The organism is Devosia neptuniae (assembly GCF_025452235.1).
GTDB lineage: Bacteria > Pseudomonadota > Alphaproteobacteria > Rhizobiales > Devosiaceae > Devosia.
The window spans coordinates 1,943,163-1,957,723 of sequence record NZ_CP104965.1 but is presented as its reverse complement, the minus strand read 5'-3'; the positions used below and the strand labels follow the sequence as shown (position 1 = coordinate 1,957,723).

The 14,561-nt window shown below is 63.2% G+C and carries 15 protein-coding genes; 4 read left to right on the top strand and 11 right to left on the bottom strand.

Annotated features, from left to right (window positions below):
* Positions 1–112: 112 nt before the first annotated feature.
* Complete coding sequence (locus N8A98_RS12340) at positions 113–1,162, bottom strand: LysR family transcriptional regulator (RefSeq protein WP_262171668.1); 1,050 nt, start codon at positions 1,160–1,162, stop codon at positions 113–115.
* A gap of 179 nt (positions 1,163–1,341) precedes the next feature.
* Here N8A98_RS12340 and N8A98_RS12335 point away from each other — a divergent pair, with 179 nt between their 5' ends.
* From N8A98_RS12335 to N8A98_RS12325, 3 genes are read left to right on the top strand one after another with little or no spacing between them, the layout of a single operon-like run.
* Positions 1,342–2,082: a GntR family transcriptional regulator gene (locus N8A98_RS12335; protein ID WP_262171666.1), complete on the top strand. Its 741-nt coding sequence runs from the start codon at positions 1,342–1,344 to the stop codon at positions 2,080–2,082.
* Entirely contained in the window at positions 2,082–3,314 is a 1,233-nt protein-coding gene (locus N8A98_RS12330; protein WP_262171665.1) for an NAD(P)/FAD-dependent oxidoreductase, read from the top strand. Before N8A98_RS12335 ends, N8A98_RS12330 begins: the two co-directional genes overlap by 1 nt.
* A 6-nt stretch (positions 3,315–3,320) precedes the next feature.
* Positions 3,321–4,325 carry a 4-hydroxyproline epimerase gene (locus N8A98_RS12325; protein WP_262171663.1) on the top strand — a complete coding sequence of 335 codons (1,005 nt, stop codon included), beginning with the start codon at positions 3,321–3,323 and terminating at the stop codon, positions 4,323–4,325.
* A 222-nt stretch (positions 4,326–4,547) separates the two neighbouring features.
* Here the strand turns inward: N8A98_RS12325 and N8A98_RS12320 are convergent, their stop codons facing one another.
* From N8A98_RS12320 to hemP, 10 genes are all read right to left on the bottom strand, one after another.
* Positions 4,548–5,462 carry a dihydrodipicolinate synthase family protein gene (locus N8A98_RS12320; protein WP_262171661.1) on the bottom strand — a complete coding sequence of 305 codons (915 nt, stop codon included), beginning with the start codon at positions 5,460–5,462 and terminating at the stop codon, positions 4,548–4,550.
* A gap of 210 nt (positions 5,463–5,672) precedes the next feature.
* On the bottom strand, positions 5,673–6,641 hold the full coding sequence (locus N8A98_RS12315) for an energy transducer TonB family protein (RefSeq protein WP_262171660.1): 969 nt from the start codon (positions 6,639–6,641) through the stop codon (positions 5,673–5,675).
* 1 nt (position 6,642) lies between these two features.
* On the bottom strand, positions 6,643–7,077 hold the full coding sequence (locus N8A98_RS12310; protein WP_262171658.1) for an ExbD/TolR family protein: 435 nt from the start codon (positions 7,075–7,077) through the stop codon (positions 6,643–6,645).
* Entirely contained in the window at positions 7,077–7,772 is a 696-nt protein-coding gene (gene tolQ, locus N8A98_RS12305) for a protein TolQ (protein WP_262171657.1), read from the bottom strand. The genes N8A98_RS12310 and tolQ overlap by 1 nt, the downstream gene beginning before the upstream one ends.
* Positions 7,773–7,783: 11 nt before the next feature.
* On the bottom strand, positions 7,784–8,212 hold the full coding sequence (locus N8A98_RS12300; protein WP_262171655.1) for a hypothetical protein: 429 nt from the start codon (positions 8,210–8,212) through the stop codon (positions 7,784–7,786).
* Positions 8,212–9,036: a heme ABC transporter ATP-binding protein gene (locus N8A98_RS12295; protein ID WP_262171654.1), complete on the bottom strand. Its 825-nt coding sequence runs from the start codon at positions 9,034–9,036 to the stop codon at positions 8,212–8,214. The genes N8A98_RS12300 and N8A98_RS12295 overlap by 1 nt, the downstream gene beginning before the upstream one ends.
* A gap of 4 nt (positions 9,037–9,040) precedes the next feature.
* Positions 9,041–10,123, bottom strand: coding sequence for a FecCD family ABC transporter permease (locus N8A98_RS12290; protein WP_262171652.1), 1,083 nt, complete (start codon positions 10,121–10,123; stop codon positions 9,041–9,043).
* Positions 10,124–10,140: 17 nt separating this feature from the next.
* Entirely contained in the window at positions 10,141–11,010 is an 870-nt protein-coding gene (locus N8A98_RS12285; protein ID WP_262171651.1) for a heme/hemin ABC transporter substrate-binding protein, read from the bottom strand.
* A gap of 8 nt (positions 11,011–11,018) precedes the next feature.
* Positions 11,019–12,074 carry a hemin-degrading factor gene (locus N8A98_RS12280; protein WP_262171649.1) on the bottom strand — a complete coding sequence of 352 codons (1,056 nt, stop codon included), beginning with the start codon at positions 12,072–12,074 and terminating at the stop codon, positions 11,019–11,021.
* A gap of 8 nt (positions 12,075–12,082) precedes the next feature.
* Positions 12,083–12,259: a hemin uptake protein HemP gene (gene hemP / locus N8A98_RS12275; protein WP_113121223.1), complete on the bottom strand. Its 177-nt coding sequence runs from the start codon at positions 12,257–12,259 to the stop codon at positions 12,083–12,085.
* Between the two features lie 315 nt (positions 12,260–12,574).
* Here hemP and N8A98_RS12270 point away from each other — a divergent pair, with 315 nt between their 5' ends.
* Positions 12,575–14,530 carry a TonB-dependent receptor, heme/hemoglobin family gene (locus N8A98_RS12270; protein ID WP_262171647.1) on the top strand — a complete coding sequence of 652 codons (1,956 nt, stop codon included), beginning with the start codon at positions 12,575–12,577 and terminating at the stop codon, positions 14,528–14,530.
* Positions 14,531–14,561: the final 31 nt, after the last annotated feature.

Below are 14,561 nucleotides of genomic sequence, written 5' to 3'. Positions count from 1 at the left end.
TCAGGTCTCCTCACGAAGGCGGCGGGATTGCCGCTGGCGGTGAGGGTGACGGCTGAGCGGCTCGGGCGCACTCTATGGCCGCGATAGCTTTTGCCTATAGTGCTGGTAGCGCCTAGAAATCGTCTTCCGTGTCCACCGCCAGAAATGGCGGCGTCGGCAAGATGCCCGGCAGGACATAAGCAGCCGACGTCTGCTGCAACAGCTCGAGCAGGCTCGCATAAGGCTCGGCGCGGCGATATTGCGAGGGCACCAAAGCCACGATGCGGCGCGGCGGCGCCTTGACGCGATAGAGCTTTACCCCGCCCGCCGGACCATTGCCCGCAATGGTGGCGAGCGCGGGCGCGAGGCACACCCCGGACCCAGCCCGCACCAGGCCAATGGCCGTCTCAAAACTGCGGCATTGCGCGACGACACGATGCTGCGGCAGCAGCCGATCATACCAATCGGCCACCCGATTGGCCTGCTGGCTGCCAAAGGTGAACTGGATGGCTTGGTTGAGCAGGCCCAATTGCTCCGCCGGCAATTCACCCTGCGGGTCGGCGATGCCATCGAGCGTCAGCGCCTCGGGCACGACCAGCACATAGGGGTCTTCGATCAGCGGGATTTGCACGAAACCGACGCCAGCCTGCGCCACCGAATTGGCCGCGAGCAGACCGATATTGACCCGCCGCCCATAGAGCAGTTCCAGAATATCGGCGGGGGCGCTTTCCTGAATGTCGAAATCGACCTCGGGGAATTGGCTCTGCATGCTGCCGATGGCCGCGGGCAACAGCACGCGCAACACCGAATTGATCCCCGCCAGCCGCAGCGTCAGCCGCTTGCCGCCGCTGAACTGAGCCAGCCCATCTTCCAATTCGCGCATATTGCGCAACACCTGCTCGGCCTTGGGCAGCAGATAAGCGCCTGCCTCGGTCAGTTCCATTTCACTGGAGCGGCGATGAAACAACAGCGTGCCGACATTGGCCTCCAGCTTGCTCAATTGCTGGGACAGCGAGGGCTGCGCCAGCCCCAATTGCTTGGCCGCCTTGGTCAGCGTTTCCGAACGGGCCACGGCCCAAAAGATGCGCAATTGATGCAGCGTGACCTCGCCGACCTTCTGGCGCGCGGAAGGCTTGCTGCCGCCGGCGCGCTTGATCTTTGCGCCTGCTCGTTCATCATCCATCGCCGCCAACCCTTGCCATTTTCGCGCGGCTAGAGCTAAGGCGAACCGGCCGGCAGTGCAAAGACCATATTGTCGACAAACTGAATACGATGTAGGTTCCGAGCGCGCTTGAAACCGGGCCGGCCGGCTGACAAGCTATCGGCCTGATCGGGCACCAAGCCTATGGAGCAGCACTGAACATGGCCACGGCCAAGACCCAGAAAACCAAGCCGGCGGCCGAAGCCCCCGCCAATGGCCGTGTGCGCGGGCAAGGCGCCCAGACCGTCTATGAGCGGCTACGCCAATCCATCCTCGAACTGGAACTCGAACCGGGCAGCCCGCTCGACGAATCAAGCCTCTCCGAACAATTCGAAATGTCGCGCACCCCGATCCGCGAGGCGCTGGTGCGCCTGTCGGGCGAAGGGCTGGTGACCACGCTCCCCAATCGCAACACGGTGGTCTCAACCATCGATTTCGTGCGGCTGCCGCTCTATTTCGAAGCGCTGACGCTGATGTATCGCGTCACCACCCGCTCGGCGGCGGTGCATCGCCGGCCCGAACATCTGCTGGCCATTCGCGGCTTTGAAGGCGCCTATTCGGAGGCCGTGGCGCGGCGCGATGCGCTGGGCATGATCCAGGCCAATCGCGATTTCCACATGGCCATCGCCGAAGCCGGCGGCAATATCTATTTCACCAATCTCTTCGCCAGACTGCTCGACGAAGGCCGGCGCATCCTGCGGCTCTATTATTCCTCCTTCGACGACAAGCTGCCGCGCCAATATGTCGACGAACACGGCGCCATGGTTGCGGCCATCGAGGCGGGCGATGCGGACCTCGCCGACCGGCTGGGTGCCGAACATGCCGCCCAGATCGTGCGGCAGATCCAGAGCTATATCGGCCGCGACACCGCCGCCCATATTAGCCTCTCGGAAGCCCGCTAATGGCCCGTATTGCCATTGCCGGCGCTGGCATTATCGGCGCCGCCATTGCCACCTGGCTGATCGATCAGGGCCATGACGTCACGGTGTTCGAGCCCGAGCCCGATGGCCTGCCCACCTCATCAGGCAATGCCTCGCTGATCGCCCTGCCCGAAATCGCGCCGATCGCCAGCCCCGGCATTCTGTCGGCCGTGCCCGGCTGGCTGCTCGATCCGCTGGGCCCACTGACCCTGCGCTGGACCGATGTGCCCGCGCTACTGCCATGGCTGCTCGCATTCCTCGCCTCGGCCACCCCGGCCCGCGGCGCCAAGGCCCGCGAGGCACTGACGCTGCTGATGACAACGGCTTTGGCCGACCACGAAGAGCTTGGCCGCAAGGCCGGTCTCACCGGCCATTTGCGGCAGACCGGCTATGTCTCGGTGCATGACAGCGAAAAAAGTGTCGCCTCCGCCTTGCATGAAGCCGGCGTGGTCAAGGCTGCACTCGGTTATGATTTCGAACGCATCACCCCCGAGCGCGCGCGCCAATTGGTGCCGCAACTGGAGGGCAATTTTGCCGGTGCCATCTATCAGCCCAGCTATTGGACGGCCTCCAATCCCCTGACCATTTTGCGCCATTATCAGGCCTTCGTCAGTGGCCGCGCCAAGCTCGTGCCGGCCAAGGTGACACGGCTGGTACAGGGCGAGAACGGCATCACCATCGCCACACCATCGGGCCAGAAAACCTTCGACAAGGTGGTGGTCGCCGCCGGGGTGTGGTCGCGCGATCTGGTGCGCGGGCTGGGCGCCAAAGTACTGCTCGAAAACGAGCGCGGCTATAACACCACCTTCACCGATCTGGACTGGAACCTGCCCATGCCGGTAGGTTTTGCCGATCATGGCTTTATCGCTTCGCCACTGGTCGATGGCCTGCGCGTGGGCGGCGCGGTGGAATTGGCCAAGCCCGACACCGCCCCCAATTTCGCCCGCGCCAAGGCCATGCGCACCAAGATGCGGCGCTATGTGCCCGCCTTGCCCGAGGGCGGCAAGGAATGGATGGGCCGCCGCCCCTCGACGCCCGATTCCCTGCCCGTCATCAGCCGCCATCCCGGCGACGACCGCATCGTCTATGCCTTCGGCCATGGCCATCTGGGCTTGACCCTGAGCGCCGTCACCGCGCGACTGGTCGCTAGCCTTATTGCCGACGCACCACCCGACCCGGCGCTCGCCCCTTTCAGCATTACCCGCTTCCAATAGGCCATCATGAGCAAGAAGAGCTTTTTCTGTATCGACGCCCATACTTGCGGCAATCCGGTCCGCGTCGTGGCCGGGGGCGGCCCCGACCTCAAGGGCGATACGATGAATGCACGGCGCGAGCATTTTCTGGCCGAATATGACTGGATCCGCACCGGCCTGATGTTCGAGCCGCGCGGCCATGACGTGATGAGCGGCTCGATCCTCTATCCCGCTTTGCGCGAGGATGTGGACGGCTCGATCCTCTTCATCGAAACCTCGGGCTGCCTGCCCATGTGCGGCCATGGCACGATCGGCACGGTCACGGTGATGATCGAAGAAGGACTGGTGACGCCCAAGACGCCAGGCAAGCTGCGGCTCGAAGTGCCGGCCGGCATTATCGAGGCCGAATACACCATGGACAATGCGGGCCATGTGATCGACGTGCGCATCACCAATGTGCCCTCATTCCTTTATGCCACCGGGCTCGAAATCGACCTGCCGGGGCTTGGGCCGCTCAAGTTCGACGTCGCCTATGGCGGCAATTTCTACGCCATCTTTGAGCCGCAGCCCGGCTTCACTGATATGAATCAGCTCTCGGCCTTCGATATCCAGCAGCTCTCGCCCGTGGCGCGGCGACTGATCAACGAGAAATACACCTTCCAGCATCCCGAATTCCCCACCATCAACGGCCTGCGCCATATCATGTGGACCGGCGCCCCGGTGAACCCCAAGGCCGATGCCCGCAATGCGGTGTTCTACGGCGAAAAAGCCATCGACCGCTCCCCCTGCGGCACCGGCACCTCGGCGCGCCTCGCCCAAAAAGCCGCGCGCGGCGAGCTCAAGGTTGGCGAGAGCTTCGTGCATGAATCGATCATCGGCAGCCTCTTTGTCGGCCGGGTCGAATCCGCCACCAAGGTCGGCCCCTACGACGCCATCGTGCCCTCGATCGCGGGGCAAGCCTGGATCACCGGCTACAACACCATCTTCCTCGACGACCGCGATCCGTTTGTGAAGGGGTTTACGGTGAGCTGAGGGGATACCCTCCCCCAGCGGGGAGGGTTCATTTGAGGGATTTCGTCATTTTCGCGACTCCCTCCACTCATCGTCATCACCCGGCTTGTCCGGGTGATCCATCTTTCAGCACATGCGGCGACAATGGATTGCCCGGACGAGCCGGGCAACGACAGAAGGGCGGGCTTGGGAGAACGCGGAGAAGTCCTCAAGTGAGCACTGCCCCGCATCGCGCGCTCCCGATCAGAACCCGTACTTAGCCAAATCCGGCCGCGTCTTCAGCCCCTGCTCGACCACCGCACGGATAGCCTTTTCCTCGTCCCCAACCAGCTCCAACCGCGGCTGGCGCACGACCGGGGACGTGCCACGCACAATCGCTTCGCACAGCTTGATGTTCTGGACGAATTTCGGCCCGATATCGAGATGCAGCAGCGGCAGGAACCAGCGGTAGATTTCCATGGCTTCCTTGATGCGGTCCTGCTGCACCAGTTTGTAAATAGCCACGGTCTCCTTGGGGAAGGCGACGACCAGGCCCGCAATCCAGCCATGGCAACCCAGCACCAGGCTCTCCAGCGCCAGATCGTCGACGCCGGTCAATAGCTGGTAGCGATCACCCAATGCATTGATGGTCTCGTTGATGCGGCGCGTGTCGCCGGTCGATTCCTTGATGGCGACGAATTTGGGCTCGTCGGCCATGTCCTTGAGCATCTCGGCAGTGATGTTGATGCCGTACGCCAGGGGATTATTGTAGACGATAATCGGCAGGTTCGAGGCCGCGGCGATAGCGCGGTAATGCACGACCACTTCGCGATCATCGGCCAGGTAGCGCATGGCCGGTAGCACCATCAGCCCCTCGACGCCGATCTTCTCGGCTTCGGCGGCAAGCGCTGCGCCAACACTGGTGGAATCCTCGGCAATGGTCAGCAGTACCGGCACACGACCGGCTGCCGCTTCGATGGCGGCCTTGGCGATGGCGAGCTTTTCCGCGACCGTCAGGCTCGAGGCTTCGCCCAGCGAGCCGCAGACCACGATGGCGTCGACGCCACCCTCGATCTGAAACACCACATCGGCCTTGACGCCATCGAGATCAACCTGCTGGTCCGCCGTCATCTTGGTGGTGATCGCGGGCAATACACCGCGGAAATCACTCTTTTGCATGCCTAGTTCCTCATCGTCGCAATAACGTCTCTGCCGCCAGATTTAGAGTGTTGTATTTAGTTTGTCGACAAGAAATTGCAAAGAGGTGCCCTCTCTAAATCAACGGATTTGCCTGCGGGACCCACACCCCCACGGAACCATTCCCGCGCAGGCGGGAACCTCTGTTTTCTTGCTAAAAATGCCGGGTCGAAACCGCCAGCGGGACTGCCGCTAGCCGCGCGTGAAATCCACCGGAACGCCCAGCGTCTCGCTGCCGCCGCTCGGCGGGGGCGGAAAGGGCGCGGCCCGCGTGACCGCATCGACGGCCGCCTGATCGAGCGCCGGATTACCGGAGGACTGCACCAGACTCACGCCCGCCAGCCCACCGCCGGCCGAAATGGTGAACCGCACCAGGGCCGTTCCCGTCGCCCCGCCGGCCGACCGCGGATAACGCTTGGCATTGTTGAGGCGCCGCTGCACCTGGCGCTGCCACGATGCCGCTTCCGCGGCACCGCCACTCCCCTGGCTCTGTTGGCCGGCCGTAGCCCGCGCCGCGGCGCTGTCGGCATTGCTCTGCCCGCTATTGCCGGTCGGCGGCGGTGGCCGCGGGGCTTCGCGCGAGGCCTGTTGTGTCGGTTGCTGCTGTGGCCGCGGTCGCTGCGTGGGTGCGCTGGGCCGCTCGAAACTCAGCGTCCGGGGCACGGGAGCGGCGTTCAACTCGCTCACCTCCACCGGCTCCAGCGGCTCGGCCGCCACTGGGGCAACCGTGTCGACGGGTTCAGGGCTGGTGACCGGCGTCGCCAGCACAGCCATGTCCATCGTCTCAACGACCAGCTCGACGGGTTCGGCCGCAGCGGTCTCAACCGGCGGCGCTTCGTCCTGCTCCAGCGGCTCGACCGTTTCGGGCGGCACCGCCTGCTCGACGGGCACTTCGGCGACCTGGGTTTCGGGCTCGACCGGCTCAAGCGTTTCGCTCGGCGTCGTCGCGACGATTTCGCCGCCCGCCGAGATCAGATTTTCCGCACTGCCATCCTCGACATTGGAGGTCTCATTGGTGGAAACGGACGTGACCGAAATGATATCCACCGTCACCGCCCCCGGCGGCGGCGCATCCTCGGGTTGCGGCCAGGCAAAGCCGACAAAGGCCACGCCGAAAATGCCGGCATGCACCAAGAGTGAACCTGGCAGGGCGTAGCGCATATCAGGGGGTCCGCGCCGGCACGGTGACAAGGCCGATGCGGCTATAGCCGGCGCCCGACAATTCGCCCATCACTTCCATGATGGCGCCATAGGCCGCCGTCGTATCGCCCCGCACATAAAGCCGCTCGTCGGTGCCCTCGACAGCCAGCGCTGCGACACTGCTCACCAGCGTGTCCGGCGTCACCGGCTCGCCCTCGATGGACAGCGCGCCATCGGGCTCGACCGTTACGGTGATCGGCTTGGTCTGGAGCGGCATGGCCTGCGCCCGCGTTTCAGGCAGATCGATCGGCACGCCCATCGTCATCAAGGGCGCCGCGACCATGAAGACGATCAGCAGCACCAGCATCACATCCACCATGGGGGTGATGTTGATTTCGCTGATCGGCGCCCGGCCCCGGCCGCGCTTGCCTTTATTATTACCCAGCGCCATGCCCATCAGAGCGACTTTCCGGCATCGAGTTGCCGCGACATCAGCGCCACCAGCCGGTTGGCAAAGCCTTCAAGCCGCGCAATCAGCTTGCCCGCATCCGCACTGAGCTTGTTGTAAGCAATAACAGCGGGGATAGCGGCCAACAGGCCAAGCGCCGTCGCCAGCAGCGCCTCGGCAATCCCCGGCGCCACCACCGCAAGGCTGGTATTTTCCGCCGCGGCAATGGCGGTAAAGGCATTCATGATCCCCCAGACCGTGCCGAACAGCCCCACAAATGGCCCCGCGCTGCCAATGGTGGCGAGAAAGCCTAGCCGCTTTTCCAGGTCCGCGCTCTGCTCGCTCACCGCCAGATCGAGCGCAATTTCGAGCCGGCTCTGCAGGCCCACCGCATTGTCGGCCTGCACCGCGTGGCTTTTGTCCCATTCTTCCATGGCGGCAAGAAACACAGCCGATAGCCCATGCTGGCCGGCGCCAGCGTAATCGGCCCGCAACTCGGCCAGCGGCCGGCCCGAGGCGAACGCCTTGTCGAACGCCGCCATTTCGCTCTTGACCTTGCCATAGGCGGCCAGCCGATTGGCAATGATCGCCCACACCCAGACCGAGGCAATGACCAGCCCGATCATCACCGACTTGACCACCCAGTCCGCCTGCATGAACAGGGCGAACATGGAAAAATCATGCGCTTGCGCTGCTACGTCCATCGGTCCCGTCCTCAAACGCCAAAGGCAATGTCGGGTCGCGTCGTGGTGACGAGCCCGTCAAGGCAGGCCGCCGCGGCGATGTCCGTGCCTTCGCAGGCGGTGATATCGTTGATCAGCAGCCGCCCGATGCCCTCGCAAGCCAGATTCTTGAGCTCAAACTGCAGCACCTTGGTCTTGCCCTCGGCCAGCGCCTTGAAATCGAGCGTCACGATCCGGTCGATGGCGCCATCGCTGGTAAAGAACGCCACTTCCACCGCGGCGCGATCGAGTTGCCCACCCAGCGTGTTGGTCGCAAGGAACGTCACCCGGCAACCGTTCTCGGCAGGCTGAAGAGCATTGAGTTCGAGCGCCAGGGATGGCGCCGCGGGCGCAGCCTCTTGCGCCAGAACGGGGGCGCTCAGAGCGAGTACGCTGAACAGAAGGGCAGGAATTTTAGACATCAGGCAACCTTGCTTTGTGGTGCCGCAGCGACGAAACGCTGCGCCGACTGCGGCAAGACGAAGGGAATATTGCCGGCAGGCAGTGCGCCCACCCGCATCGGACAATCGAAAACCTCGGCGATCAGGCCATCGGTCAGCACCTCGGCGGGCGTACCGGCGCCGGCCACCGCGCCATTGCGGATCGCCACGATCTGGTCGGCATACATCGCCGCCAGGTTCAGATCATGCAGGATGGCGATAACGCCGCCACCTGAAGCGGCGAACTGGCGCGCCACATCCATGATCATCAACTGGTGCTTGATATCCAGACTCGATACCGGCTCATCGAGAAACAGGAACCGCGGCACCCCATCGAGCACCGGTTCCCACACCTGGCAGATGACGCGCGCCAATTGCACGCGCTGCTGCTCCCCGCCCGACAATTCGCCATAGAACCGCCCACCGAAACCGCCGAGATCCACCCGCGCCAACGCCTCGTCCGGCAACCGCCGCAGCGCCGCCAGCGACACACCCGGCCGCCCTGCAGTAAGCCCCAAAGCCACCACTTCACGCACCGTAAATGGGAACGGCAATGTGCTCGATTGCGGCAGCACGGCCCGCAAAGTGGCGGCCGTACCCAGATCCATGCTGGCCACATCGCGACCATTGATGCTGATCGCCCCGCTGAACGCATAGTCCCGGCACAGCGCCTTCATCAGCGTGGATTTGCCCGAGCCATTGGGGCCGATAATGGCGGTCACCTGCCCCGGATAGGCAGAAAAACTGACGCCATCGAGAATGCGCCGCTGGCCGATTTCAACCGCGATATTGTCGACATGGATCATGGCGTCACCAGGCAAAGACCGCGCGTTTGCGCAGCAATATCCAGAGGAAGAAGGGCCCACCCACCGCGGCGGTCACGATGCCGATCGGCAATTCCGCCGGCGCCACGATCAGCCTGCTGACGGCATCCGCCATCAGCAGGAAGGAAGCGCCCAATAGCGCCGAAGCCGGCAGCAGATAGCGATGGTCAGGTCCGATCACCAGCCGCAACAGATGCGGCACGACAATGCCGACAAATCCAATGCCGCCGCTGACCGCCACCGACGCCCCGGTCGCTGCCGCCACCGCGACAATGACCACCCGCTTGAACCGCTGTACGGGAATCCCCAGATGCCCTGCGGTCGCCTCGCCTAAAGTCAGCGCATTGAGCCCCTTGCCCAGAAACGCCGCCACAGCCAGCGCCGCGATGATGATCGGCCCGGATGCCATGATCTTGGTCCAGTTGGCGCCCGACAGCGAGCCCATGCCCCAGAAGGTCAGGTCCCGCAATTGCGCGTCATTGGCCACATAGACCAACACACCCGTGACTGCCCCGGCCAGTGCCCCCAGCGCAATGCCAGCCAGCAGCATGGTGGCAATCGCCGTCTGCCCGCCGCGCGTCGCCACGCGATAAAGAATGAAGGTGGTGATGAGCCCGCCGATGAACGAAGCGATCTGCAGCGCATAAATCCCCAGCAATGCGGTCAGCGGCGCCAGCATCGTCGTGCCCAAAACGATGATGCCCACCGCGCCCAGCCCCGCCCCGGCCGAGACGCCCACCAGCCCCGGATCGGCCAGCGGGTTGCGGAACAGGCCCTGCATCAGAAGGCCCGACACCGCCAAAGCCGCCCCGATCAACACGCCCAGAATCATGCGCGGCAGGCGGATATTGTAGATCACCGCATAGTCGCGCACCGCCTGCACCTCGCTTTCGGGAACCAGCCCAAACCAGCCCCCGATAATGGTAGAGGCCGAAGCGCCGGACGCCCCGGTGGTCATCGAAATGGCCATGGTCACCACCAGCAGCAGCGCCAAAGCGATTACCACCACGCGGCCAAGCCCACTGCGGTCGCCCTCGGCACGCTCGGCAATGGCACCATGGATGGACATGACCTGGCTCATCCCGCCTACTCGCCGTACAGCGCGTCGACGAGGTCGGAAACCGCTTCTGCCGTGCGCGGGCCAAAGCCCAGCAGATAGGCGCCGTCCAGCCGGATGATGGCGTGATTGCGCCCCGCCTCGGTCAGCGCGATCGCCGGATTGCCGATCAGATCGGCATTGCTGGCGCTATGGTCGCCACCGCGATCCATCATCAGGATCACATCGGGCGCCGCCTCGATAATGGCTTCCTCGGTCAGCGCCTTGTAGCCGGAATATTCGTCGATTGCGTTGACCGCGCCAGCCAGCGCGATAATGCCATCGGCCGCCGTGCCGGTGCCCGAAGCCTGGATCTTGCCGCCCTCGGCCGACAGCACGAACAACACGCGCTTGCGCTCGGCGATATCAGCCGTGCGCTGCTCGACGGCCTTGAGCGCCGTGTCGATTTCATTGGCCAGGGCCTCGGCCTTGTCCGGCACACCCAGCGCCTGGCCCACCGCCCGCACCTTGGTGAGGATACCGTCATGGCTGAAGCTTTCCGGCACGGTCTGGTATTCCACCCCGGCATGGGACAGCACCTCGAGCGCCTCGGGCGGGCCGCTGCCTTCGATCACCAGCAACGCGCTGGGGCTGACCGAAAGCACGCCTTCCGGCGCCAATTGGCGCATATAGCCCACATCGGGCAGCGCCGCCGCCGCTTCGGGATAGGTCGCCGTCTGGTCGCGGGCGATCAGCTTGCCCTCCTCGCCCAGCGCATAGATGATTTCCGTCAGCGAACCGCCGATCGACACCAGCCGCGAACTATCGGCGAAGGGATGCAGCTCCTGCGCATTGGTCGGCAGCGAGGCCAGCGCGACAATCGCGCCTGCAGCCAGGAAGCGCTTGAAAGACAAAGTCATGACTGATCTCACGCGGCGTGGGTTTGGGCAAAGAGCGGCAGCGATTCAACAATCGTCCGCCAGGCGGCGCGCTCGTCAAAACCTTCCTGACGCTTGCCGAAGAACTGGATGATCAGCTCGCGCTGTGCGTCATAGACTTCCACCGACGTCACATGACCGTCCGAAGTCGGCTTGCGCACCGCCCATACGGCGGCGATCTGGTCGAGCCGCAAATGCAGGTGGAACGTGTCGTCCATCACATTGAGCCAGGGGCCCATGGTCTTGATCGTCTTGACCGGCCCCGCATGGATCTGGATGCAGCCGTGATTGCCGACAAAAGCCATCAGCGGCAGTTCGCTCGCCGCGGATTCCTCGAACAGCTTGGCGACAGCCGCATGATCGAGCTGGAAGGCATAATCCTCGCCCACCATTTCGAGCGCATCGAGCCGGGGTAGATTGAGTGCCTTGATCATGCCGAAGAACTGATGCGTGTCGGTCATCGCGGCCCAACGCTCGCGCAATTCGGCAATGCCGGCAGCCTCGCCCAGCGGCTCTGGCGTTTCAGCTTCGCTCACTGTGATCCCTTCGGACTGGTCCGCATGACGCAGATTGGCGATCAGCAGGTCCCAGGCTTCGAAATTGGTCGAAGGCCGCGCATGCACCTTATGTACGGCCACGCCCTGCCGGTCGAAGAACTGCAGCGAACGGCGCACCGCGCCCTCCTCGCCCGCCTTTTCGACCGCAAAGCCGAAGGCCCAGCGCGACGGAAAAATACGCAGATCGATCTGCTCGCCCAGCACCATCGAAGCGCGCGGGCCGATCACCACCTTTTCGTAAGGCCCGATCTTTTCATGCACCGCGCTTTCATTGCGGGTCAGCGCCATCACTTCGCCGCAGGCCCGCAACCCGTTGAGCAGCAGATCGAGATCGACCTGCAGCCGCACGGCGCTGCGGCCGACTTCGGCAGCAACCAGCTCGCCCTCGGAAATACCGTGGATACGGGCGAAATCACGCTCCCGCATTTCGGGATGGCGCGCCCGCAATTCGCGAATCTGGGCAGGGGTCTTGGCAGTTTTCTCGGTCATGGCTTGGCCTATTTGGTCAGAATGAGCTTGTCCTGGCGGGTGATGCGCAACCGGTATGGCACCCCGTTATGCAGCAGCACGATTTCGTCCCCGCCGCCGAACAGTTCAGCGGTGGTGACGGTTCTGGTGCCTTGCGGCACTGCATTGGCTGGCTTGCCCGGCGGTGATTGATCGCTTCGTTGCATCACTAATGTCTCGTCGGATCAGTGGCTTGGCTGTGCCTGACAGCGGCGGCCGATCTGTCCATGGTTTCTTGACTCTACTAGTCATGTTAATTACAGGACGCAATAGGTGATTTTAAGAGTCAGCTTAAAGACCGGGTCACGAACAGCCAGCCAGCCGCCAGCCAAAACCGACAAACCAAAAACAGACTACTGGAGTTAACAATGGGGCTGGTCAGGTCGCATGCGGCTGCACTGATGTGCGGCGCGGCGTTGAGTGTGGTTGGGATGGGGGCGGCGTTCGCCCAAGCCACCACCACGAATGCAAGCAATATAACGATGCTGGAGCGTCTGGTGATCGGGGCGGGGGCGCCCAAGATCGCCATCGACACCCCGCAGGCCGTGACGGTGGTCAATCAGGACGATATCGACGCCGTGCAGGCGACGAGCATCGGCGAGGTGCTGAGTACCGTACCCGGCGTCACCATCATCGGCTCGGACCGCGTTTTCGGCGAATCCTTCAACATCCGCGGCATCGGCACGGCCGAAACCTCGGGCGACGAAGCGCGTATCATCGTCACTGTCGATGGCGCCAAGAAGTTCTACGAGCAATACCGCATGGGCTCGTTCTTCTCCGATCCCGAGCTTTACAAGCAAGTCGAAGTGCTGCGCGGCCCGGCGTCCTCAACGCTTTATGGCTCGGGCGCCTTGGGCGGGGTGATCAACTTCACCACCAAGGACGCCTCAGACTTCATTACCGAGGGCCATACCGGCGCTGCCCGCCTCAAGACCCAGTACAGCTCCAATGGCGATGGCACTTTGGTTTCAGGCATTGTCGCCCAGCGCGTCAATGAAAGCTTCGACGTGTTGGCCGCCGGCAATTGGCGCCGTTCGGAAGAGTACGACCTGGCCAATGGCGGTACGCTGTCCGGCTCCGACTTCGATGCGCTGTCGGGCCTGATCAAGGGCACGGCCCGCTTTGGCGACAATGACGAGCAGGTACTGCGCCTCTCCTATCAGCGCTGGAGCAGCGATGCGGACCAGCAGGATTACGCCCAGACCGGCACATCCGCGATGTTCGGCCTTGTCGATCGCACGGTCGTCGATCAAACAGCCGTATTGAGCTACGAAAATGCCGACAGCGACAATCCTTGGGTTGACCTCAAGGCCAACTTGTCATTCTCGGACACTTATGTGACCCAGACCGGCTCCCCGTTGGGTGGCTTTGCCGAGGCTGAATACGGCTACCGCACTTGGCAGGGCAATATCCAGAACACTTCAGAATTCGATCTCGGAGACTGGACACATTACCTGACCTATGGCGTGCAGACCAGCTACCAGGATCGCATTGCCTTCAGTACGGCGACTGGCACTGACACCCCGATCACCACCCATCCGGAAGGCACCGACACAAGACTTGGCGTCTTCGTGCAGAACGAGGCCATCTATGACGATCGCCTGACCATCATCACAGGCGGTCGTGCCGATTTCGTCTGGCAGCGGCCGGAAGAAACCACCAAGGGCGAGCGCAACATCGATGACGTCGCCCTCTCACCCAAGATCGCCGCTCTCTACGATATCAACGAGAATTTCTCGATCTTCGGCTCGGTCGCTCACACCGAACGCCTGCCAACGCTGGATGAGCTTTACCAATACAATGCAACCAAGGGCCCCAGCCTGGGCCTCGAAAAGGAAAGCTCCAACAATTACGAAGCCGGCTTCGCGCTGTCCGGTTACGAACTGATCCAGGACGGCGACCAGGCCAGCGTCAAGGTCACCGGCTTCTATAGCGAATTGACTAACATGATCGAGTCTTCACCAAGCGTTCCCGGCAACCCCTACTATCGCAATATCGGGGAAGCCACGATCTATGGTGTGGAAGTGGAGGGCGCCTACGAATCCGAACGCTTGTTCGGCCGCGTCGCCTATACCGCAACGGTCGGCAAGAACGATTTGACCGGCGCTGCGCTCACTTCCATCCCTGCCCACAAGCTGGTGGTTACCGTCGGGGGTCGCGAGCCGGAATATGGAATTGAGTATGGCATCAAGGCCACGTTCGCGGCATCGACCGAAACGGGCGTGACGCCGGCAATAGCCGGATCCAGCGGAACCCCCGCCTACAGCACGCTCGATCTGTTCACCTCCTGGAAGCCAACCACCGGCCCGCTGCAAGGCTCCGAGTTGCGCTTCGGCATCGACAACATCTTCAACGTCGATTACCGCGACAACCAGACCCCCGACCGCTCACTCGGCCGCACCTTCAAGGTGACCCTGGCCAAGCAGTTTGACTGGTAAAAACCAAAGCCCCGGATGAAAAATCCGGGGC